General features: G+C 69.4%; 19 protein-coding genes. 9 read left to right on the top strand and 10 right to left on the bottom strand.

The window, feature by feature from the left end:
• From ABZ079_RS23365 to ABZ079_RS23385, 5 genes are all read right to left on the bottom strand, one after another.
• A partial coding sequence (locus tag ABZ079_RS23365; RefSeq protein ID WP_356941379.1) for a carboxyl transferase domain-containing protein occupies positions 1-200 on the bottom strand: 200 nt, incomplete at its 3' end.
• 117 nt (positions 201-317) lie between these two features.
• Complete coding sequence (locus ABZ079_RS23370; RefSeq protein WP_356941380.1) at positions 318-560, bottom strand: acyl-CoA carboxylase subunit epsilon; 243 nt, start codon at positions 558-560, stop codon at positions 318-320.
• A gap of 75 nt (positions 561-635) precedes the next feature.
• A complete protein-coding gene (locus ABZ079_RS23375; RefSeq protein WP_356941381.1) occupies positions 636-1,271 on the bottom strand; it encodes a ScbR family autoregulator-binding transcription factor in 636 nt (211 codons plus the stop codon).
• 194 nt (positions 1,272-1,465) lie between these two features.
• Positions 1,466-2,704, bottom strand: a complete 1,239-nt coding sequence (locus ABZ079_RS23380; RefSeq protein ID WP_356941382.1) for a cytochrome P450 — start codon at positions 2,702-2,704, stop codon at positions 1,466-1,468.
• A 153-nt stretch (positions 2,705-2,857) separates the two neighbouring features.
• Positions 2,858-3,568 carry a ScbR family autoregulator-binding transcription factor gene (locus ABZ079_RS23385; RefSeq protein ID WP_356941383.1) on the bottom strand — a complete coding sequence of 237 codons (711 nt, stop codon included), beginning with the start codon at positions 3,566-3,568 and terminating at the stop codon, positions 2,858-2,860.
• A 493-nt stretch (positions 3,569-4,061) separates the two neighbouring features.
• On the opposite strand from ABZ079_RS23385, the gene ABZ079_RS23390 reads away from it, so the two are divergent.
• Entirely contained in the window at positions 4,062-5,909 is a 1,848-nt protein-coding gene (locus ABZ079_RS23390; protein ID WP_356941384.1) for an acyl-CoA dehydrogenase, read from the top strand.
• 287 nt (positions 5,910-6,196) lie between these two features.
• Here the strand turns inward: ABZ079_RS23390 and ABZ079_RS23395 are convergent, their stop codons facing one another.
• Positions 6,197-6,601 (bottom strand): hypothetical protein, encoded by a 405-nt coding sequence (locus tag ABZ079_RS23395; RefSeq protein WP_356941385.1) that lies wholly within the window; start codon positions 6,599-6,601, stop codon positions 6,197-6,199.
• A 288-nt stretch (positions 6,602-6,889) separates the two neighbouring features.
• On the opposite strand from ABZ079_RS23395, the gene ABZ079_RS23400 reads away from it, so the two are divergent.
• Both ABZ079_RS23400 and ABZ079_RS23405 read left to right on the top strand, forming a co-directional pair.
• Complete coding sequence (locus ABZ079_RS23400) at positions 6,890-7,639, top strand: VOC family protein (protein ID WP_356941386.1); 750 nt, start codon at positions 6,890-6,892, stop codon at positions 7,637-7,639.
• Positions 7,640-7,697: 58 nt separating this feature from the next.
• Positions 7,698-8,777, top strand: coding sequence for a helix-turn-helix domain-containing protein (locus tag ABZ079_RS23405; RefSeq protein WP_356941387.1), 1,080 nt, complete (start codon positions 7,698-7,700; stop codon positions 8,775-8,777).
• A 155-nt stretch (positions 8,778-8,932) separates the two neighbouring features.
• Here the strand turns inward: ABZ079_RS23405 and ABZ079_RS23410 are convergent, their stop codons facing one another.
• The 4 genes from ABZ079_RS23410 to ABZ079_RS23425 form a co-directional block, all read right to left on the bottom strand.
• Positions 8,933-10,270, bottom strand: coding sequence for a carotenoid oxygenase family protein (locus tag ABZ079_RS23410; protein ID WP_356941388.1), 1,338 nt, complete (start codon positions 10,268-10,270; stop codon positions 8,933-8,935).
• Positions 10,271-10,308: 38 nt separating this feature from the next.
• Complete coding sequence (locus ABZ079_RS23415) at positions 10,309-11,148, bottom strand: SAM-dependent methyltransferase (RefSeq protein WP_356941389.1); 840 nt, start codon at positions 11,146-11,148, stop codon at positions 10,309-10,311.
• A gap of 72 nt (positions 11,149-11,220) precedes the next feature.
• Positions 11,221-12,828 (bottom strand): FAD-dependent monooxygenase, encoded by a 1,608-nt coding sequence (locus ABZ079_RS23420; protein WP_356941390.1) that lies wholly within the window; start codon positions 12,826-12,828, stop codon positions 11,221-11,223.
• Positions 12,829-12,901: 73 nt separating this feature from the next.
• A complete protein-coding gene (locus ABZ079_RS23425) occupies positions 12,902-14,428 on the bottom strand; it encodes an MFS transporter (protein WP_356941574.1) in 1,527 nt (508 codons plus the stop codon).
• A 321-nt stretch (positions 14,429-14,749) separates the two neighbouring features.
• Between ABZ079_RS23425 and ABZ079_RS23430 the strand changes: the two genes are divergently transcribed.
• The 6 genes from ABZ079_RS23430 (at position 14,750) to ABZ079_RS23455 (ending at position 21,037) form a co-directional block, all read left to right on the top strand.
• Entirely contained in the window at positions 14,750-15,178 is a 429-nt protein-coding gene (locus ABZ079_RS23430; protein WP_356941391.1) for a nitroreductase/quinone reductase family protein, read from the top strand.
• A 142-nt stretch (positions 15,179-15,320) separates the two neighbouring features.
• Entirely contained in the window at positions 15,321-16,736 is a 1,416-nt protein-coding gene (locus tag ABZ079_RS23435) for an AMP-binding protein (protein ID WP_356941392.1), read from the top strand.
• A 115-nt stretch (positions 16,737-16,851) separates the two neighbouring features.
• Positions 16,852-17,682: a 2-amino-3,7-dideoxy-D-threo-hept-6-ulosonate synthase gene (locus tag ABZ079_RS23440; RefSeq protein WP_356941393.1), complete on the top strand. Its 831-nt coding sequence runs from the start codon at positions 16,852-16,854 to the stop codon at positions 17,680-17,682.
• 43 nt (positions 17,683-17,725) lie between these two features.
• Positions 17,726-19,000 carry a 3-dehydroquinate synthase II gene (locus tag ABZ079_RS23445; protein ID WP_356941394.1) on the top strand — a complete coding sequence of 425 codons (1,275 nt, stop codon included), beginning with the start codon at positions 17,726-17,728 and terminating at the stop codon, positions 18,998-19,000.
• A complete protein-coding gene (locus ABZ079_RS23450) occupies positions 18,990-19,760 on the top strand; it encodes an amidohydrolase family protein (protein ID WP_356941395.1) in 771 nt (256 codons plus the stop codon). The genes ABZ079_RS23445 and ABZ079_RS23450 overlap by 11 nt, the downstream gene beginning before the upstream one ends.
• Positions 19,757-21,037 carry an AMP-binding protein gene (locus tag ABZ079_RS23455; RefSeq protein WP_356941396.1) on the top strand — a complete coding sequence of 427 codons (1,281 nt, stop codon included), beginning with the start codon at positions 19,757-19,759 and terminating at the stop codon, positions 21,035-21,037. The genes ABZ079_RS23450 and ABZ079_RS23455 overlap by 4 nt, the downstream gene beginning before the upstream one ends.
• The last annotated feature ends 10 nt before the right edge of the window (positions 21,038-21,047 follow it).

The following is a 21,047-nucleotide window of genomic DNA, read 5'->3' on the forward strand; positions in this document are numbered from 1 at the left end:
ACCTCCTGGAAGGATCCCGGGTCCAGGAGCAGCTCGATCCGCTCCCGCGCCGTCAGCTTGCCCTTGGCGTGCTGCGCCTCGGTCGCCTTCTCGCTCGGACCGGCCAGCGCCTCCGCGCGCACCATCTGCAGTTCCGCGACGCGTGCGCGGGCGGTGGCCACCTCCTTCGAGGCGCGGGGTATGTCATTCACGATGGTCACGGCGTGTCCCTCCCACGTGGTGAGGCCCGGAGGAGGCGCCCACCGACAGACCGCCTGTGCGGTTGATGCGGGCAGGGGTACGGGCCGTATACGGATCAACCATGGGCGATGACGGCTCTACCGCCAGCTGTACGGCGAGCGGTAGGCGGCGGGTAGCCGTTCCGGGCGCCACCGCGGGACGCCGGGGTGTCGCCCCGCGCCCGTGTCTTCGCCGTGGTCGGCCAGCAGCGACAACAGCACGACGGTGACCGCGGCCAGTTCCGCGTCCGTGGCCCGGCCCCGCTCCACCCGGAGCAGGGTGTGCGCGCTGCCCGTCGGGCCCGCTCCCGCCTGGTCGCACCCGCGGTCCGTGTCGCCCATGCCACCTCCTCTTTTCCGCAACCGTCCGGCATCGCGCTCAAGCGGGGCTTTCGGCGCACTGGAAAAGGACTCGGTTCAATGGACGCGGTCGGGTCGCTGATCACCATGCGTGACCAGGTCGAGCACGCGCTCGGGAGCCGCCGCCAGCCATGGCAGGACGAGGGACCAGAAACGCGCCAGGCGCTCGGCCGAGGGCCACTCCGCCTCCGTCATGGCGATCACCGCGAACCCGACCGTGGCCGCGACGATCGCCGTCGTCGCGTCGTCGGCCGAGACGCCCTGCGCCAGTTCTCCCGCGTCCCGCGCCTCCATGACCAGCTCCCGCACGACACCGCGCCACCAGTTGAGCAGTTCCGCGTCACTCTTGCGCGACGGGTCGCCGCTCAGCTTGAATCCGGCCCGGAGTACCGGGTCGTCGGCGGCGGCGAGCAGCAGGCCGAACGCCGTACGGACCAGGGCCTGCAGCGCGGAGCCGGCTGTGCTCTGGCAGCCCTCGGCCAGCTGCTGCCCGGAGCCCGTCGCCTCGGTCTCCACCTCCTTGGCCAGGTCGTCCTTGCTGGTGAAATGGAAGTGCAGCGCGCCGGAACTCACCCCGGCGCGTTCGCTGATCACGGAAAGGGAGGCCATGGCGTACCCGTCGGCGGCAAACACCTCGGCTGCCGCGCGGACCAGGGCCCGGCGCGTCCGCACCGCTCGGTCCTGCTTGACCACCACGCCTCCTTAAGCCTGGGAACGGTGAGCCTAGCAAACCGCACGCTTGGTTTGTTTATAAGGCCTCTGCCTCCCCTCGGACGACCCCACACCAGACCTCCATACGCGCCCTGCCCGCCTCCGGACCGCCGGAAGACAGCAGGACTCCGACGCCCCGGCCGGGGCGTCGGAGTCCTGCTGGTCGTCGCGTCGGGTCAGTCCGCGGGCGTCAGGATCACCGGCAGCTCGCGGTAGGAGTTCATCAGGAAGCTCTGCATGGGCCGGAGTTCCTCCGGGGAGCAGGCCAGCCGCATCCGGGGGAAGCGCTCGAACAGCGCGGCGAAGGCACCGGTGGCCTCCAACTCTGCGAGCGGGGCACCCATGCAGCGGTGTGTGCCGTACCCGAACCCGAGGCTGTTCTTCTCGCGGTCCTTGCGCAGCAGGTCGAAGCGGTCGGCGTGCTCGCCGTAGCGCTCGGGGTCGCGACCGCCGGCCGCGAAGTTGACCAGGATCGCTTCGCCCTTACGGATGGCCACGCCGTCCAGATCGATGTCTTCCACGGCGAACCGCATCGGCGCGTAGGCGCCGGGGGTGTGCACGCGCATGGTCTCGGCGCACACGTCCTGCCAGGTGGCCCGGCCCGCACGGACGTGCTCCAGCTGGCCGGGGTGGCTCAGCAGCGCCCCCACCGCGTTGGCGATCAGGGCGGCCGTGGTGTCCTGCCCGCCCGCGACCATCAGGAAGAGGGTGCCGAACAGCTCCTCCTCGCTCAGCCGGTCGCCCTGGTCCCGCGCCTCGATCAGCGAGGAGGTCAGGTCGTCGCCGGGCTCGGCCCGCCTGGTCGCCACGTGGTCGGCCAGCAGCATGAACGCCTGCATCCGCGCCGCCTCGATCTCCTGTCCGGAGATGGTGGTGCTGAAGACCTTGTGCAGCGCGACGCACAGGGCGTCCGTGGTCTCTCCCTGCGGAATCCCGAAGAGTTCGCAGATGACCCGCATGGGCAGCAGCTCCGCGAAGGCTGTCCGCAGATCGACCGGCGTGCCGGCCGGGAGGGCGGTCAGCTTGTCCACGAGTTCGGCCGTGATCTCGGCGACCCGGGGGCGCATGGCCTCGGTGCGCCGCGCGGTGAACGCGCCGTTGACCAGCCGGCGCAGCCGGGCATGGCTTTCGCCATAGGTGAACAGCATGTTCTCGTTGGCCACCCACGGATACAGCGGCCAGTCCTCGGTGATCTTCCCCTCGATGAAGGCCGGCCAGTGCCGGCGGGCATCCCTGGAGACACGCGAGTCGGTCAGCAACCGCTCGACGTAGCGCTGCTTGACCACGGCCCAGGCGATGACGCCACCCGGCAACTCAACCTGGACGGCCGGGCCCTGAGCCCGTAGCATCGCCGCCTCACCCGCCAGATCACGCCCTGCCACGTCCAGGGCGTAAGGGCAGGAAGTCGTCTTCATCGTCATTTCTCCCCGGGTCTCGGTCGTGCACACGTTTGCGTCGTGCCATGCCCAGGGGATGGGCCCCCGCCCTCCCCTCCGAGGGCGTACGGAATCAACGCCCCCGACGACTGTGCAATTGTCGTGCTGTGCGGCCGACGTCCGGTCGGGACGTCAGCCGGTGGCGCCGATCTCTTCGGCGGCCAGTTCGGTCTCGCCCGGTTCGCCCGCCTCCCGCAGCTTCAGCGCGGCCTCGTACACCCGGGCCCCCCGGTCCGCGGCCGTGTCGAGCTGCATGAGCACCGCCGGGACCGCGATGCTCGCCATCAGGTGCCGATACAGGTCCGACACCCGTTCCTGGAGATCGGCGTGGTTTGTCATGATCTTGGACAGTACCTGTACGCCGGTGAACGCTCCGACGAGCATCCGGGCCGCGGCCGTCACGTCGACGTGCGGCAGCACTTCTCCGCTGTCCTTGGCCTTGCCGAGGATCTCGACGTTGTAGTCGAGCCATGCGCTCATCGGCACCCGCCGGTCCAGGCCGTCGTTCGGAGCTCCCTGATCCACCGTCAGTCGTATGCTGCCCTGCACGACGGGGTCACCCGACGCGAGCAGGTGAGCGATCAGGAACGCCTCGTCCAGGCCCTGCTGGAGTTTCAACTCCTGCTGTGGCGCGGCCGGGACCGCGCTGAGCTGCCCGGCCAGGACCGCCTGTGCCAGCTCCTCCTTCGAGGCGAAGTGGAAGTACAGGGCGCCCTTGGTGACGTCGGCCCGGTGCAGGATCTCGGAGATCGTCGCCGCCTCGTACCCCACCTCGGCGAACACCGCGGCGGCTGCGACGAGGATGGCCCGCCTCGTCCTGATGGCCCGTTCCTGAAGTGCCACGGCCCAACCCTCCGCGCTGTTCATCCGACTCTGCGTTCAAAAAATCAACCGACAGGTTTGCATCCCACCACCCCCTGGTCGAACTATCAACCATCGGGGCGTTCAGTGCCCATCTATCCCCCATTTTGCCAGTTATGGGGCTTGGGTCAGTGCACACTTCACGGGAATGAAACCTTCCGCTTGGTATTTTTCTGGTTCGCTCAGTGATACTACCCGCAAGGTCACTCTCGAACGGATGGGGGGAATGGGAAATTCCGCTCGTGATCCCCTCGGAGCGCCCTCGAGGGCAGCCTTCCCGGGGGTTGTGATTTACCTCTACTGGGCTTGATGAGAAAACCGGTGGGTCCGTATCTTTTGGGTCCTGCACATCCAGCTTCGGATCTGCGACAACGGGGGAGAGAAGGTCATGGCCCTTCTGACAGTCCAGCCCGGCACGCGTCCCGCGGGTGATCACGCGCGACCCGGACAAGAGGCGCCGTTCGCGAGGGAGCCCATGGCGGTGAGCGCCACGGCAGAGACCGAAACAACCCCCGCCGGCGAACTGGCCAGGCTCCTCTTCGGCCAGGGCGACGAGCGGGAGAGAGTCCACCGCAGGTGGCGCGGGCTGATCTGCAACGCAACGTTCCGTCATCACCCTGACCGCTCCCCCGCCGAACAGGCGGCCCAGTTCTACGAGTGGCTACGGCTGGTGAACGACATCGCCGGAGACGCGGAGGGCCTCGCCAGGGACCCGAGCCTGCTGGCGAGCCTGCACGAGTGGGCGGCGATCGTGGACGGCGGCGGGGGCCTGTGCACGGTGGCGAGCATTCACTACAACCTCTTCCTGGGCAGTCTCCTCGACCACGAGACCGGCGACCGGGACCTGTCCGACTTCACGTCGATGCGCCGCGTCGGCACGTTCCTGTGCACCGAACTGGACCATGGCAACGACAGTTCGGCACTGGAGACCACCGCCGAACTCGACCGGGAGACGGGGGAATTCGTCCTCAGCACGCCCCACCCCGGCGCCGAGAAGTTCATGCCCAACACCAGCACGACCGGCGGCCCCAAGACGGCCGTGGTCGCCGCCCGACTCGTCATGGACGGCCAGGACCAGGGCGTCTTCCTGTTCCTGACGCCGCTGAGCGACGAGCGCGGCCTGCTGCCGGGCATCCGGGTACGCCGACTGCCGCTGCGTCCCGGCGCGCCCGTCGACCACTGTCTCACCGGGTTCGACCGGGTACGGCTCCCCCGCGAGGCCTTGCTGGAGGCGGAGCACGGCCGGTACGGCGGGGACGGATCCCTTGTCAGCAACGTGGGCAACCGGCGCAAGCGGTTCCTGCGCTCCATCGGCCGGGTCACCATGGGCAAGCTGTGTATGAGCGGCGCGGCCGTCGGCGCCGCCCGGGCCTCGCTCGCCATCGCCGTACGCTACGGCGAACACCGCGAGGTGGCCGGGCCCAGGGCGGGCGAGCGCATACCGGTCAACAGCCACCGCAGTCACCACGGCCGGCTACTGAAGTCACTGGCCTCGGCGTACGCGATGACGTTCCTGCACCGCTCGGTGCTCGCCGACTGGGCCGCACACACCGACGACAACCGCGACGACATGGAGCGTGAGGTGGCCATCGCGAAGGGATGGATCACCTGGCAGGCCCGCTCCATCACCATCGAGGCGCGCGAACGGTGCGGCGCTCAGGGCCTGTTCGCGGTCAACGGTCTGATCGGGCTCCCCCAGTACACCGAGGGGACCATCACCGCCGAGGGCGACAACCTGGCGATCTGGGCCAAGGCGGCGGCGGAGATGCTGTTCGGCCACGAGGCCGCCTCCGGTGAGACGCAGCCGGCGGGACCGGAGGCGCTGACCGATCCCCGGCATCTGCGCGAGCTGCTCGCCCGGTCCGAGGCCGTCTGGCAGGCACGGGCCCGTGTCGCTCTGCGCCGCGGCCCCTCCAAGAACCCGGTGGCCCGCTGGAACAAGTCGTCCTCGGCGGCTCTGGAGATGGTCTGCGTGCACGCCGTGCTCCGGGCGGCCGATGCCTTCATCGCGGCGGCCGAGCAGGCAGCGGATCCCGAGGCACGAAAGCTGATGGAGCGACTCTGCGTGCTGTTCCTGCTGGATCAGCTGGCCGGCCGCACCGGAGATCTGCTGGCCGACGGGTACCTGAGCGCCGAGCAGGTCCGCGAGCTGCCGTTCGTCGTGGACGAGATGATGGACGACCTCGCCCCGCACCTGACGACACTGGTCGACGCCTTCGACCTGCCCGACGAGTACCTGGCGGGTGTGCCCATCGCCAACAGCGCCGGCGTCTACCTCGCCGACTACGCGGGCGTCACCGAATACGCGGCCTCCGCGTCCTGAATCCATCCGGTCTTGCAATCATCCCTTCCACGGCGTCACGGCTCAGCGGCGCAGCGGTGCTGTTACGCCGTCATGACCCTGTGGGTCACGACGGCGGCGGCGGGACACACACCAGCCGCCGCGACCCCGCCGTCATCTCGGGAGCGCACACCTTCTCCGCCTTTCTGCCCCAGGGCGCGTGGGCCGAAAGGACGAGTTCAAGCCCACCGCGGGCGCCGTCGAGGCGATGGCCGCGGACCGACGACTGCTGGACACCGAGAGGCTGCCGATGAACGGCGACAGTTTCATCACTGCGGAAGGTCTACGACGGCCCCGTCTCCCGCCGTCGTCTCATGGAGCACGTCGAGCATGCGCAGCACCTGACGGCGCTGGGCCGGGCTCATGTCCCCGGCGCGCATGGCGATCGCCCGCACCTGGTGGTCGGCGAGTCTGCGCCGCAGTTCCCTGTCCTCGTCATCCTCGTCCTCACCGAGGAGGAACGCGGCCGTCACCGGCCGGCGGTCGAACCCCCGGTGCTCGTCGAAGAACCTCGCGATGGCCCTGACTACCGCGATGGTCGGGTTGGTGTTGCTGCCGGAGCGCAAGGTGGCGAGATACACACGGGACACCGTGGTGCCGCACCGCGGGTCGCCGCTGATCGCCTTGGCCACCTGCGGGGTGGAGTACGCGCGGCGCCGCCCGCGCTCGTCCACGTACGTGACGGTAGCGAAGAGCTCGTTGAGACGATCGGCCAGCCCGCTCACCGGACGGGGCGATAACCGCCCTGAGTTGTCGTTGTTCACCACCCTGGACCTCTGTCCCTCCCTGAGGCGCTCAAGCCTGCGCGAAGGCCGACTTTTGAAAAATGTAGCGCTCCTTGAGTGCCTCTCTAAAGGTCATCCGTAAAGTATATTTAACAGTCGACGGGGGTAGTAAGCTTGCACGTTCGCCCCTCGCCCGCCGTCGTCCCGTGCGCGCCTAGACACTGGAGACGGAAGAGCGTGTTCCTCGATCACGTCACATTTGCCCTCGGAGATCTCGATGACGCCGTAGAGCGAGTGGAACATTCCCTAGGGGTCCGGTTCGAGACCCCGACCAACACCATTCCCGGAATCACCGGACGGGTGGCCGTCCTGGACAGCGGCTTCATCGAGGTGATGGCGGTCCACGACCGGGAGGAGGCGCAACGGGCTCCGTTCGGCCAGAAGTTCGTCGACTACGTGGACTCGCGCGGCGGCGGGATCTTCTCCGTGACGCTGCGCACCGAGGAGGATCTGTCCTCCTTCAAGTCCGGACTGCCCGAAGGCGTGAGGAACTGCGGACCCATCACCACATGGGTTCCTCAGCCGGACGGCACCAGGATCAATTTCTCGTCACTCTTCTTCGGGCAGTACCACCTCACTCCATGGGTCATCGCCTACGACGGCGAACTGCCCAAGGTGCCGGGCGATCTGGCCCTGCGGGGAATCTGCCTCAACGCCTCGGATCTGCAGTCCGAGGTGGATCGCTACGCCGAGCTGTACCGGGTGCCTCAGGACCGGATCACGGTCGGCAGCCGGGAGGCCGTCATGGAGTTGTCCGACGGATTCATCCGGATGCGACAGGGGGATCCGGTCGGCTTCTCGAGTGTGGAGATCGCCGGGCCCGGCACGACGTTCAGCATCGGCTTCAGCGGCTCGGAGATACAAGTCATGCGGAATTCAACGGGGGATCACGAAAGCAATGAGCCACAAACAAACGGATCTGCTTGACAGGCTCGCGACGCAGTCGGAGCAGGTTGCCGCCGTCGTATGGACCAAATTGCGCCCATTGCTCAGCCCGTGTGAGGCGGTGTGCGACGCCGTTCCCGAACTGACGCCCCGCGCGTTGCCGCAGGCGTTGGACCGGGCGATCGAGCTGTTCCGCGGCAAGCAGGACATCACCGACGGCGATCTGATGCGGTGTACGGAACCCGCCGTACGGCTCGCCGAGCACGGGGTGCGTATCAGCCCGCTCCTCCAGGCCTGGGACCTGGGCAGTTCCACGCTGCTCGCCGAGTACTGGGCCCGGGCCCTGCCCGGCGAACAGCGGGAACTCGCGGCCTTGACCCACTGGATCACCCGGACCGTCTCGGGCATCACGACGGAAGTCGCCGCCGCCTATTCCCACACCCTCAAACAGACCGGACTCGGCCTGCCCCGGCGGGTACTGGCCGACATGATGGTGAGCGGATCCGTCAACGACGAGCTCGCCGCGGCCGCCCACCACGAGCCGGCCGACCGCTACCTGGTGATGGCCTTCGGCCTGCTCGGCGGGACCGCGCCCGGGCCCGCCACCGTCGCCCTGGGCGCGGCGGCCCTCGCGGCGGACGACGCCGGACTGTGCTGTCAGGTCGACCAGCACATCTGCGTACTGGTCCCCTTGCGCTCGCCCGAGACTCCCGCGGTGATCGGCGGGCGGGTCCTGGAACGACTGCGGCAGGCGGACCTCCCCGTGCGGCTGCCGGTCGGTTCGGTCGTCGCCGACCGGGAGAAGCTGGACGACGCGGCCCAGCGGGCCATCGTCGTGGAGTCGCTCGCCGCGGCCGCGGAGCTGGCCAGTCCGGTGGTCGAGGAGAGCGAGATCATCAGTGAGATGGCCATGCTGCGCGACCGCTCCTATCAGGAGGAGATGGCGGGGCTCATCGACCCGTTGCGGCAGCACCCGGACCTGATCGAAACGCTGCGCACGCTGTACTCGATGGATCTGGACCGGACCCGCACCGCCCGCCGGCTGAACGTCGCCCGCCGGACGCTGACGTACCGCATGGAGAAGATCGAGCAACTGACCGGGATCAATCCGGTCCGGACCCGGGGCATCCAATCGTTCACCCTGGCCCTCACGGCGCGCAACCTGCCCGCCGGCACATGACGAACGGGTCGGCAGCCTCACCACGAGGCTGCCGACCCGTTCGTCGGCCATCGGTCGAACGCCCTGCCTCGTCGCAGACCGGTGCCGGTGGCGTCGGCGACGGTGTCGAGGAAGCCCGGCGGTGCTCGCCGGGTGCGGGCGGCAGCAGCGAGGCCTCAGTCCACGTCGGGCACCCAGCTGCCGTGGAAGCCCGGCGGCACCCGGGCGGGCAGGTGGATCCTCGCGACCGGCTCTCCGGTGAAATCCTGCGCCGAGAGGATCAGCAGATCGGTCGCTGCTCGCTCCGGGTCGAAGACATAGGCCATGACATAGCCGTGGTCCTCGGCCGCGCCGGGTCCCGCCGGGACGAACACCGCCTCGGCGATCGCTGACCCGACCGGGAACGTCCGGCGTTCCGTGGTGGAGGTCGTGTAGTCGCGCTTGAACATGACCTCGCCCGAGCCGGTGTCGAAGACCGCGTCGGAGGCGACGGTGTAGCCGTAACGGTGTCTGAGGGAGACGACGCGCTCGTCGACCCGGGGAAACTCCTGGTTCTGGTCGTCGAGCGTCTCCTGAAGGACCTTGCCGGACGGCAGATCGATGGTCCAGCGATCCAGTACCGGGGCGGAGTTGCCGTCGAGTCCCCCCTTCTGCAGCATCCGCGGGAATCTGGTCAGGTCGACCACCACCGTGTCGCCCTCGTCGTAGGCGTTGAGGGTGTGGAAGACCCAGCAGGGTTCGAGTTCGAACCAGCGGACGTCATCGGCCGTGCCGTCGCGGGGCAGCAGTCCGATACGGGCCTGGTGGTCGTGGTTCCAGGCGTACGGCAGCCGGGCCCCGGTGCGGGCGAGGCCGGCGTTGTAGGTGATCGGCAGATCGTAGAGCACCGCGTAGCGCTGCGTCAGGGCGAAGTCGTGCATCATCGGCCCGTCCTCGACCGGGACGTTCACGGTGCGGGTGACGGTGCCCCCGGCGTCGATGACGACGTACTGCACGTGGTCCCAGCCGGCGTAGTAGGCCACGGCGTGCAGCTCACCGGTGACGGCGTCGCGCTTGGTGTGCGCCGTGTAGCCGCCCGGCAGCCCTCCGTCGAAGTCGCACGGGCCGAGCGTCTCCAGCTCATAGCCGAGTTCGTAGGGCCGGATACCGGCCTCGACCAGGGCGAGGGTCCGTCCGGCGTGGCCGATGACATGGGTGTTGGGCGCGGCGTCCCGGTCCGCGAACACGGGGCCCGCGGGCCACGGCTCACCCAGCTTCTGGGCGACGCTCCGCGAGCGCACCCAGCGGTTCCGGTACCACTCGGCCCTGCCGTCGCGCAGCCGCACGCCGTGCACCATGCCGTCGCCGGTGAACCAGTGATAGGCCTCCGGGTCCTCTATGCCCAGTGGGTTGGGGCCGTTGCGCAGGTAGCGGCCGCTGAGCTCCGGCGGGATCCGGCCGGTCACCGGGAGATCGTAGGCGGTGATCTCCTCGGAGACCGGGCCGATGTTCCCTTCCAGGAAACGGTTGGCCATGGGAGTCGTGTTCCTTTCTCCGAGCTGAGGTTCGCCGCTCAGCGCGCGTCAGGCGCATTCCCCGACGCGGCGAGCGTGGCGGTGAGCAGGAAGTTCCGGGGAACCTCGGTCACGTGGCGGGGAAGCACCAGGTAGGGCCAGCGGCCGGACCCGTCCTCGCCGGGCTGCAGAACCTCCCCCACGCTCCAGCCGCACTCCGCGAGCAGTTCTTCGGGCTCGTCGGTGCCGAACAACCAGGGCGCACCGTCATCGGCCAGTGCCCGCAGGAAGGGGCGGGCCACCGGGTTGTCCAGCGCCGCCCTGCTCACCAGGTCACCGCAGAACATGCTGCCGGGCCCGGACAGCCGTGCGACCGTGTGCAGCAGCCGGCGGGCCGCCTCCTCGGGCAGGTAGTACAGCAGGCCTTCGACCACCCAGAGCGTCGCCGACCCGGTGTGCAGGCCGGCGTCCTTCAGCGCACCCTCCCAGGAACCGGCGAGGTCCACGGGCACCGTGACACGGGTCGTGCCGGCGCTGGGCGCGTGCTCCGCGAGCACTTCCTCCTTGGTCTTGAGGAGTGCGGCGTGATCCAGTTCGTAGAGTGTGGTCCCGTCGGGCCACGCAAGCCGGTAGGCGCGGGTGTCCATTCCGGCGGCGACGAACACCACCTGGCGGATGCCGTGTTCGGTGGCGGCCCGGACCACCTGCCGGTCGAGGTAGGCGGTCCGCAGCGCCAGGTACTCGACGGTGACCGGACTGGCGTAACGTTCCAGCAGGCGGAACCCGCTCTCACCCGCGAGTGCGCGGGCGAACGGATCGGTGAACAGGCTGTCCGCGCGTTCCGATTCGATGGCACGCGCGGCGGCCGTCCACTGCGCGGTGAAGGAAACCGCTTCCACGGCATGTCCTCTCTGGGATGGGCTTGGCTGTCTTCGATGGCGTGAACGAGTGCGGGCCGGTGGGGTGCAGGCTCAGAGACGTCCGAGGATCCGGTCCAGTACCTCGCCGAGCACGTGCTTGGGGTCCTCGGCCGGTCCCGTGGCACGCCAGGCCACGAACCCGTCCGGCCGGACCAGCAGCGCTCCCTCGGGGCCCGTTCCGGCGAGGGCGAGCCAGCGGCCCTCGGGCACCTCCAGCCCCTCCCCTCCCATCCGGTACACGTTCAGGCCGGCGCTGCGGGGGGCCGCCAGCGCCTCACCGGCCTCGTACCAGCCGTCCCCGGAGGGTCCGGTCAGCAGGGTGAAGCGGGAACCCGGCAGGTCGAGCGTCGACAGGCGCTCCCCGTCGCGCTCCACCCACAGGTGCGGCATCCGGGAGCCCGGCGAGCCGTCCAGGTTCTGGCGGACGTCCTCGGTGGAGGGAAGCTTCAGGTCGGCCTCGATGACGGCCGTGGAGTCGTAGCGGTAGCCGAGGTGCACGATAGGGGTGGCGACCGCGCCCGCCTTCCGGCGTTCCGCGGCGGCGAACGGATTCCAGTGCAGTGCCGGGTTCTTCAGCCGCGCCATCGCCTGGCGCAGCGTGAACTCGGCGACCGGGTGGCGCTCGGCGTGGTAGGTGTCGAGCAGCGCCTCCTCGGCGTCGCCGCGGATCACCGCGGCGAGCTTCCAGGCCAGGTTGTGACCGTCGGCGACACCTGTGTTCATGCCGAAGGCGCCGAGCGGGGGGATGGTGTGGGCGGCGTCACCGACGAGGAAGACGCGGCCGTCCCGCAGGCGTTCGGCGACGCGGGCGGTCAGCCGCCAGGAGGCGACGCTCAGAATCTCGACGGGAACGTCGTCGGTGCCCAGCGCGCCGCGGACCAGGGCGGCACACCGCTCCGGGGTGAAGTCGTCCGGGTGGGTGCCGGCGGCGGGGTCGCAGTCGACGTGCAGCATCCACCGATCCGTGCCGTCGACGGCGATCAGGACGGCCCACGCGCCGGGTGAGGTGATGTCGGTCATGAAAGGGACGCTGCCGAACCGTTCGTACAGCTCTGCCCGGAAGACGATGTTCATCTTGGGCACGCCGAGCGTCCCCGGGCCCTGGGTGCCGATGCCGAGGGCCTCCCGCACGGTACTCGACGCTCCGTCCGCGGCGATCACATGGTCCGCGTGCAGCACACTGCCGTCGGCGAGCGTCACCGTGGCCCCGTCGGGCCCCGACGTGACGGAGGTGACGGACGCCCCGAAGCGGATGGTCGCGCCGCGCTCACGGGCCGCCGGCAGCAGAACCGCGTCGAGCCGGTCCTGTGGGCAGGTGCCGAGCACCTCGGCCGGAGAGACCTCGGCGATCGTCGGGGTGCGGAAGTCCAGCGAACCGCCGAGCGGCGGGAACGCCGACTCCGCGAGGGTGTTGACCGAACCTCGCCATGCGGCGGTGGGCAGCAGGCCGCAGGCCTCCTCCACCGCCTTGTGCAGGCCGACCTCACGCAGCAGTTCCAGCGTGCGTTCGTTGATGCCGAGCGCACGCGGGTGGTCGAGCGGGCCCGGCCGTCGCTCCACGACGGTCGCGGGAATACCGTGGTGGCCGAGGAAGACGGCCGTGGCGAGGCCGACGGTGCCGCCGCCTACGATCAGGACGGGCACGTGGTGGGAGGGCATGGGAGTTCTCTTCCTCTTCCAGTCGTCCGGGCAGTAGCCGGGGCCGGTCGTACGGGCAGAAACGGGGCCGGCGTCAGCCGGCTGCGGGGCCGCCCTCGACGGCGCCGGGTACGGGTGCGCCCGCGGGGCGGCCGCCCGGGCCACCGGGGCCTGAGGGCGGGCCCGGCCGGTTCAGCCGCTTGACGAGCTTGACGCTGCTCACGACGCCGACGAAACAGATGGCCGCGGTCGCCAGGAAGACCGTGGACAAGGCGGTGCTCAGTCCGTCCCGGAGGGTCTCGACGAGCTGGGCGGGGAAGCCCGACCGGTCGGAGAAGAGCATCTCGCTCACTCCTCGCGGGCCCGCTTCGGTCACCAATCGTTCGGCGGGTCCGTCCAGACCGTTGGTCTTGTTGACGAACAGGTAGTACTGCAGCACTCCGAGCAGACTCACCCCGACGACTCCGCCGAACTCCCGGAAGAGCTGGGTGAGCGACGAGCCGACACCCATCAGGTGCGGCGGCAGCGCCGACTGGACCGCGATCATCAGCACCGGCAGACCCACACCGGTACCCGCCCCGATCACCAGGGTGAACGCCCCGGCCTGCCAGCCGGACGTCCCGGTGTCCATGGTCGCCAGCAGGAGGAATCCGCCGCACAGCAGCGCCATGGACAGCACGCCCATGGCGCGGATGCCGGCCTTGAAGACCATCCGTCCGGCGAACAGGCTGCCCACGATGCTGGCGACCTGGAAGGGGAACAGGGTCAGCCCGGCCTTGCCGATCGAGCCGCCGGTGACGCCCTGGGCGAAGACGGGCACGAAGAAGATCGCGCTGTACATCACCAGGCCGATGATGAAGTTCACCGCGAACGCGGCGGTCAGGGCCCGGTTGGAGAAGAGGCTGAGCGGGATGATCGGTACCTCGGCCCGCCGCTCGACCCACAGGAAGAGGAAGAAGGCGGCGACGCCCCCCACCAGGAAGGGCCACATCAGCGGATCGGCCCACTCGCGCTGTTCCCCGAGCCGGTAGACGCCGAAGAGCACGCCGGCCGTGGACAGGGTGATCAGGACGGCCCCCGGCAGGTCGAGCTTCTGCCCGCTCGCCTCGGTCTTCACGTCGTCGTAGTTGCGGTGGATCAGCCAGGCGGAGAGCAGCAGCAGCGGGGGGTTGATGTAGAAGGCGTAGCGCCAGCCGACGTACTCGCCCAGGGCGCTGCCCGCCAGCGGGCCCAGGAGGCTGCTGAGTCCGAACACCGAGGCGAAGATGCCCTGCAGGCGGCTGCGCAGCCGGGGCGGGAAGTGCAGACCGATCGCGGCCATGCCGATGGGGAACAGCGCCGCCGCCCCGAGTCCCTGCACCGCCCGGGCGATGATCAGTTCCACCATTCCGCTGGAGGCACCGCACCAGACGGAACCCACAAGGAAAATGGCGATGCCGACATAGATCGTCGGCTTCCTGCCGAAGTGGTCGGACAGTCTGCCGTACAGGGGCAGCAGAGCTGTCAGCGCCAGCATGTAACTGCCGAACACCCACGCGGAGAGGCTCACACCGCCGAAATCCGCGACGATTGTCGGGGTGACGGTCCCGGCTATGGTGGAGTCAAGCGCGGAGACCGTCATCGCCACGATGAATCCCCATACCGGGGTCAGCAGGTGGCGAATTGGTTCTTTTCCGGGAGTCCCCGCCTTGGGCTGAACACTGTTTTCGACCAACGGAATCCTCGCTCGGTCGGGCCCCGGATCTCCGGTACGCCGCACGGTCGTCTTCTCTTCTCGCCTCAGCCTGATGTGGCGTCGGCCGCGGCGCAATTTCCCAATGCAGCAGAGCGGTTGGGTGTCCTTCTCGTGTGTGCAGCCCTGCCGGTAACCCCGCGCGCCGGTGAACGAGAAGCGGAATGATGTCTGCCGGACCTGTCATCCCCCCACTGGAGGAGTAGAGAGTTGAGCACGTTCGGCAGTCGCCCCGAGTACAACATCCCGATCATCGAGGAGTACCGCGCGAACCGGCACCTCAAGGGACCCGATGCCAACGGCGCGGGTCTGCTGCTGCTGACGACGACCGGTGCCCGGACCGGCAAGCCGCGGACGAGTCCCCTCGGCCACAGCACGGACGGCGGCCGGCTGGTGGTGGTCGGCGCGAAGGGGGGTGTGCCCACCCATCCGGACTGGTACCACAACCTCCGCGCCCACCGGGAAGCGACCGTGGAGCTCGGTCCCGAGACGTTCCGTGCCCGTGCCACGATCGCCACGGGTGCGGAACGGGACCGGCTGTACGCGCGGCACGTAGAACTCTTCCCGGTGTACCGGGAGTACGAGAAGCTGACGTCCCGGGTCTTCCCCGTCGTCATACTGGAGCGCATCACGAACTGACCGAACCACCGCGCTTCCCAGATCCGCAAGACCCCCGGTTCTACTTCCACGTTGTGCAGAAGCCCGGCCCGGCTCGACTCCCAATAATGAGGAGTACGCGAGCACCGGAAGGGCGCAACCTGTGGACGTCATACGTGACAGAATGATCGCGGGACAGTCCTCCATTCTGGGGGTCTACAACTTTCTCGAAGAAAACGAGCGGCTGACGGAACAGCAGCTCGCCACCCGGCAGCGTCACCTGCTGCACACACAGCTCGAATACGCCCGCAGCCGATCGCCCTATTTCAGCAATCTGCTGCGCGGCGTACCGACGGGGGAACTGCTCTCCTCCCCTGACCGGTGGCACGGCCTGCCCTTCATGGACAAGGCCGTGCTGCTGGAGAACTTCGACGTCGTCCGGACCCGCCCGGACATCCCGCACCAGGCGGTCAGCACGTATCTGGATGACCGGTCCAGGGCCGACGAGCCGTTCAACGACTCGGACGATCTCCTGGTGGTCAGCACCGCCGGCACCTCCGGCAAGCCGGGCCACTTCGTCTACGACCGGGCCGAACAGGCCCACATCAGGGCCCAGTACTTCCGTCTGATGCGGGCGGTGCTGGCCGCAGTCCGTCCCGACGGCCCGCTGCGCTCGGCGGCGATCATCGTGACCGGCGCGCACATGATCGGCTACAAGATGCAGCGCCACCTGCCGCCGGAGTACTTCCAGATGATTCCGGTGCTGCGGGACGGCAGGCCGGTGACGGTCGAGGAGACGGCGGCGTCGCTCGAGGAGTTCGCCCCGCACATCCTGACCTGTTTCGGCTCGACGCTGCGCATGCTCATCGAGTACAAGGAGGCCAACCCCGGCTTCTCCTGGCGGCCCCTCGCGCTCATCAACACCGGCGCGACGCTGGACAAGGACCTGGTGAGCCGGGCCGCAGCGGCGTTCGACGGGGTGCGCGTCTTCGACCTGTACGGATCGACCGACACCGGCTATCTGGCCTGGACGTGCGAGCAGGGCTCCATGCACCTGAACACCGACTGCGCCCTCATCGAGGTCCTCGACGAGCAGGGCCGGCCGGTGCCCGCAGGACAGGTGGGCTCCATCGTGATCAGCAGTTTCTGGCACCGTACGCTGCCGATCGTCCGCTATCGGCTCGGTGACCTGATCTCCCTCGGCAAGGACCCGTGCGCGTGCGGCCGGAGCCTTCCGGTCGTGGGGGAGCTGCTGGGCCGGGAGAACACTCTGCTGTACCGCCGTAGCGGGCGGGACCTGCATCCGGTGCCGCAGGGCGTGTTCATGGAGCTGTTCGAGAACATCGCCGGCGTGAAGCGGTTCCGGCTGGTGCAGGAGGCCGTGGACCGGGTGTCCGTCCTGGTCGAGCCGCTGCCGGGCGCGGGCGTGGACGTCGGCGACCGTGTGACGCACCGGGTGGCTCCGGTCTTCGGTGAGGGCTGCAGCGTCGAGGTGTCGGTCGTCGACACCATCCCCGCCTCACCCTCCGGCAAGTTCCTGCCGGTCGAACGCCGCTTCGACCCCGCGACCACGCGCACCTCCGCGGCCGGCACCGCATGACACGGGTGCGGCCCCGTCGTCCGCCCGGACGACACCGGCCCTCCGGCACGCACAGGGTATGTGCCGGTGCGCCGACCCCACGACCCAACACAAGCGAAGTGAGGGGAAGCCAGCAGTGAGCGAAGGAAAGAAGCTCCGGCTGCGCCGCCTGATATCGGATCAGGGGCGCTCGCTGGTCGTACCGATGGACCACGGCATGAGCGACGGCGCCGGCACGGGGCTGCGCGACATCGCGACCACCGTGGGACAGGTCTCCGCGGGAGGCGCGGACGCGGTGGTGCTGCACAAGGGCCTGGTGCAGACCTGCGCGCCGCGGCTGCACCCGTCGACCTCCCTGATCATCCACATGAGCGCGTCGACCACGCTGGGCCGGCACGTCAACCGCAAGGTTGCCGTGTGTACCGTGCCGGAGGCGGCGCGGCTCGGTGCCGACGCGGTCAGCGTGCACATCAACGCGGGCTCGGAGACCGAGCCCGAGCAGATCGTGGACACCGCTCGTATCGCGGCCGAATGCGACGCGTGGGGCATTCCGCTGATGGCCATGGTGTATGTGCGCGGCTCCAACCCCCAGGACGAGTTCGACCCCGCCAAAGTGGGCCATGCCGCGCGGATGGCGGCGGAGTTGGGCGCCGACCTGGTCAAGTGCCACTACACCGGCGACCCGAAGTCCTTCGCGGAGGTCGTCGAGGCGTGCCCGGCGCCGGTCCTGATCGCCGGCGGCGCCGCGTACGGCGATGTCGCGCGGCTCTTCACCACCGTGCACGAGGCTCTCGAGGCGGGCGCCGCCGGTGTGTCCATCGGCCGCAACATCTTCGAGCACAGCGACCCGACGACGCTGACCCGGCATCTGACGAAGATCATCCACGAGGGTCTGTCCGCTGCCGAGGCGTATGAGCAGTACCAGGACCGCGTGGCCGTGTCGGCGACGCTCGCGCGTGCCGTCTGATCCCTGCATTCCGGCCCCCACCACCACACACATGAAGGCGAAGATGACCGACGTACTGAACGCCAGGACCAAGACCACCGTGCCGGCCGGCAAGCAGCGCCCGTCCGCCGACGCGAAGCCCGCCCCGCGGGCCGAGGTCCGGGACAAGGACGCCGCCACCCCCTCGAACGGGACCTCCTCCACCGCCAAGCGCTACACATGGCACGACTTCCGCCACGTCGCCGACAGCCCCAACCTCGACGAGCTCTACCAGGCCGTACGCCGGGTGCACCCCGAGGGCGCGGTGGTCGTGGACGAGAAGCAGCTCGGCCAGGTTCCGGACGGACTGCGCAAGGTGAAGATCTTCTCCGGCGTGCCGTCCGAGGAGAAGCTCGCCCGCATCCGCGAGACCTACGACGTGCTGCTGCTCGACGCGGACGTCGTGGCGAGCAACTGGTACACGGAGAACAAGGAGCGCATCGGCATCACGGTGGGCGCGGTGGTCGACGTGGTCGACCCGGCCTCGCTCCAGCGGGCCGTGGAGATGACCCGGGCGGTGCGGCTGCTGCTGGTGACGTTCAAGGACGACACCAAGATCCCGCTGGAGATCGTGCTGGCGGACGCCCAGAACCACGGCACCGACGTCGTCATGGGCGTCCGGGACAGCGTGGAGGCCAACGTGGTCTTCGGTGTCCTGGAGATCGGCGCCAACGGCGTGCTGACGAAGGTGACCGACCTGACCGCGATCCACGCCCTCGGCGAGGTCGTCGTCGCTGCCGAGCGCGCCCACGGCCAGGAGCTGACCGAACTCACCGTGCTGGAGACGCGGCATGTCGGCATGGGCGACCGTGCCTGCCTGGACTTCACCTCCTACCTGGGCCTGGACGAGGGCGTGCTCCTCGGCTGCTTCTCCAACGGCGGGATCCTCGCCACCAGCGAGACCCACCCGCTGCCTTACATGCCGACCCGGCCGTTCCGGGTCAACGCCGGCAGCCTTCAGATGTACGTCCTGGCCCCGGGCAACCAGACCTGGTACCTGTCCGACCTGCGGGCCGGCATGGAGGTGCTGGCCGTGAAGACCGACGGCACCGCCCGCCCGGTCACGGTCGGCCGGGTCAAGATCGAACGGCGGCCCATGCTGCAGATCAGGGCCCAGGCCCCCGACGGGACGGTCGTGACCACGATCATGCAGGAGGACTGGCACGTCCGGGTCTTCGGCACCGACTCCCTCCCGAAGAACATCACCGAACTCAAGCCCGGCGACAAGGTGTTCGGGTACACCACGGCTCCGGGCCGCCACGTCGGTGTCAAGGTGGATGAGCTGATCATTGAACAGTGACGCCTGGGGCGGCATCGAGGTCACCGACGCCCACGCCCACGCCAACCGGGCGCTCCTGCCCCGCCTGCTGACGACGATGGCGGAGACCGGCATCTCGGCGGCCTACCTGGTCGCCGGCGGTGTCGTCCCGCCCGAGGAGCTGTCGCGCACGATCGTCACGGAAGGCCCGGGCCGGGACGTCGACGCCGACAACGCCGATCTGCTGGACGCCGTACGGGACGAGGACAGCCTGGCGGTGTTCTACTTCGCCAACCCGCACCGGGCGGCCGACGAGTCCGACCTGGAGCTGATCCGTGAATGCGCCGGGATCAAGTTCGCCCCGGGGGTGCACGGCGTGGGCCATCTGGATCCGCGGGTCCAGTCGTACGTCGACCTCGCCCGGAGCGAGTCCCTGCCCGTGTACTCGCACTGCATCGGCAACGGCGCCCTGTCGGTCGAGCAGTACGCGCGGCTGGCCCGCCGGAACCCGGAGGTGAACTTCCTGCTGGGGCACGCCGGCCGGGGCAACTTCGACCTGCTGGCCGCCCAGGAGATCCGGGACGCCGAGAACGTTGTCTTCGAGACCTCCGGCGGGTTCGACCACGTCATCAAGGAAGCGGTCGCCGTGCTCGGCCCCGAACGGGTGGTGTTCGGCTCGGAGTTCCCCATCCAGCACCCGAGGGTCGAGCTGACCAAGCTCGCCCTGGCGGTGGCGGAGCCGGAACTCCCGCTGGTCCTCGGCGAGAACATGCGACGCCTCATGAGGGGAGCAAGGCAATGAGCGAGTCCGAGCGGCTGCGGGAGGTCGTCACCCGCGCCTACCGCCACTCTCCGTTCCTGCGCGCCAAGTGGTCGGCCGCGGGCACCGTTCCGCAGCCGTGGTCGGAGGAGGTCTTCGCACGGCTGCCGTTCATGACCAAGGACGACCTGCGCAGGGGTTACCCGGACGGGCTGCTCGCCGTCGACTGGCGCGAGGTGGCGGTGGTCCACGAGTCCAGCGGCACCACCGGACAGCCGACGTCCTCGCTCTTCACCGCGCAGGACATCGACGAGTGGCTCGACCGAATGCTGCTCAACGGCGTCGGTCTCGGCCCCGAGGACGTCGTTCTGGTCAAGACGCCGTACTCCATGCTGTCCACCGCCCACCAGATGCACGGAGCGGCGCAGCGGGCCGGAGCGGCCGTCGTCCCGGCCGGCAACCGCACGGAGCTGATGCCGTACAGCAGGGTGCTCCGGCTGCTGCGCGACTACCGGGTGAGCGTGGCGTACTGCATGCCCGTGGAGCTGATGCTGTTCGCCCGCAGGGCGCTGGCCGACGGTCTGCGCCCGGGCACCGACTTCCCCGCGCTGCGCGCCGCCGTCGTCAACGGGGAGATGCTCAGCCCGGCCAAGCAGCGGTTCCTCGAGGAGCTCTGGTCGATCCGGCTCTTCCCGGACTACGGCTCCACCGAGACCACGACGCTGGGCGGGGCGTGCACGTTCGGCACCCTGCACCTGTGGTCCGACCGCTTCCACTTCGAAGTGCTCGACGAGGCCGCCGGCACCTGCTCGGCGTACGGCACGGGGGAACTCGTGGTCACCTCCTTCCACCGGCAGGCCATGCCGATCGTGCGCTACCGCATGGGTGACGTCGTCACCGTGTCCGAGTCCGCCTGCTCCTGTGGATCGGCACGGCCGCAGGTCCGGGTGCACGGCCGCGCGGCGGACCGGTTCCGGGTCGGGGACCGAGAGCTCTTTCCGATCGACGTCGAGGACACCGTGTACGGGGCGCTCCTCGGGTGCGAGCCGGTGTTCTGGACCGGTGCGCTGGACGGGAACGTGCTGCGGCTGAGCCTGGAGGGCACCGACTCGGGGACCGCGGAGCTGGGCCGGCGCACCGATGCCCTCACCGCGGAGCTGGCCGAGCGGCTGGGACTGCGGGCCGACATCCGCGTGGTGCCGCCCGGCACCCAGATGACCCTCGACCGCCGGGCCGAACAGGAAGCGATGTTCAAGCCGGTCTACCTCCACCTGGGACGAGCCGAAGGGCGCGGCCTGGAGTACACCGGCTCCCGATAACCGCCCGTCA

The sequence above is a fragment of the Streptomyces sp. NPDC006314 genome (assembly GCF_040613075.1).
GTDB lineage: Bacteria > Actinomycetota > Actinomycetes > Streptomycetales > Streptomycetaceae > Streptomyces.

Excerpts from the sequence above, each read along its gene's own strand:
- ABZ079_RS23380 (WP_356941382.1), bottom strand. The coding sequence starts at position 2,704 with ATGAAGACGACTTCCTGCCCTTACGCCCTGGACGTGGCAGGGCGTGAT.
- ABZ079_RS23435 (WP_356941392.1), top strand. The coding sequence starts at position 15,321 with ATGATCGCGGGACAGTCCTCCATTCTGGGGGTCTACAACTTTCTCGAA.
- ABZ079_RS23390 (WP_356941384.1), top strand. The coding sequence starts at position 4,062 with ATGGCGGTGAGCGCCACGGCAGAGACCGAAACAACCCCCGCCGGCGAA.
- ABZ079_RS23370 (WP_356941380.1), bottom strand. The coding sequence starts at position 560 with ATGGGCGACACGGACCGCGGGTGCGACCAGGCGGGAGCGGGCCCGACG.
- ABZ079_RS23455 (WP_356941396.1), top strand. The coding sequence starts at position 19,757 with ATGAGCGAGTCCGAGCGGCTGCGGGAGGTCGTCACCCGCGCCTACCGC.
- ABZ079_RS23420 (WP_356941390.1), bottom strand. The coding sequence starts at position 12,828 with ATGCCCTCCCACCACGTGCCCGTCCTGATCGTAGGCGGCGGCACCGTC.
- ABZ079_RS23445 (WP_356941394.1), top strand. The coding sequence starts at position 17,726 with ATGACCGACGTACTGAACGCCAGGACCAAGACCACCGTGCCGGCCGGC.
- ABZ079_RS23425 (WP_356941574.1), bottom strand. The coding sequence starts at position 14,428 with ATGACGGTCTCCGCGCTTGACTCCACCATAGCCGGGACCGTCACCCCG.
- ABZ079_RS23410 (WP_356941388.1), bottom strand. The coding sequence starts at position 10,270 with ATGGCCAACCGTTTCCTGGAAGGGAACATCGGCCCGGTCTCCGAGGAG.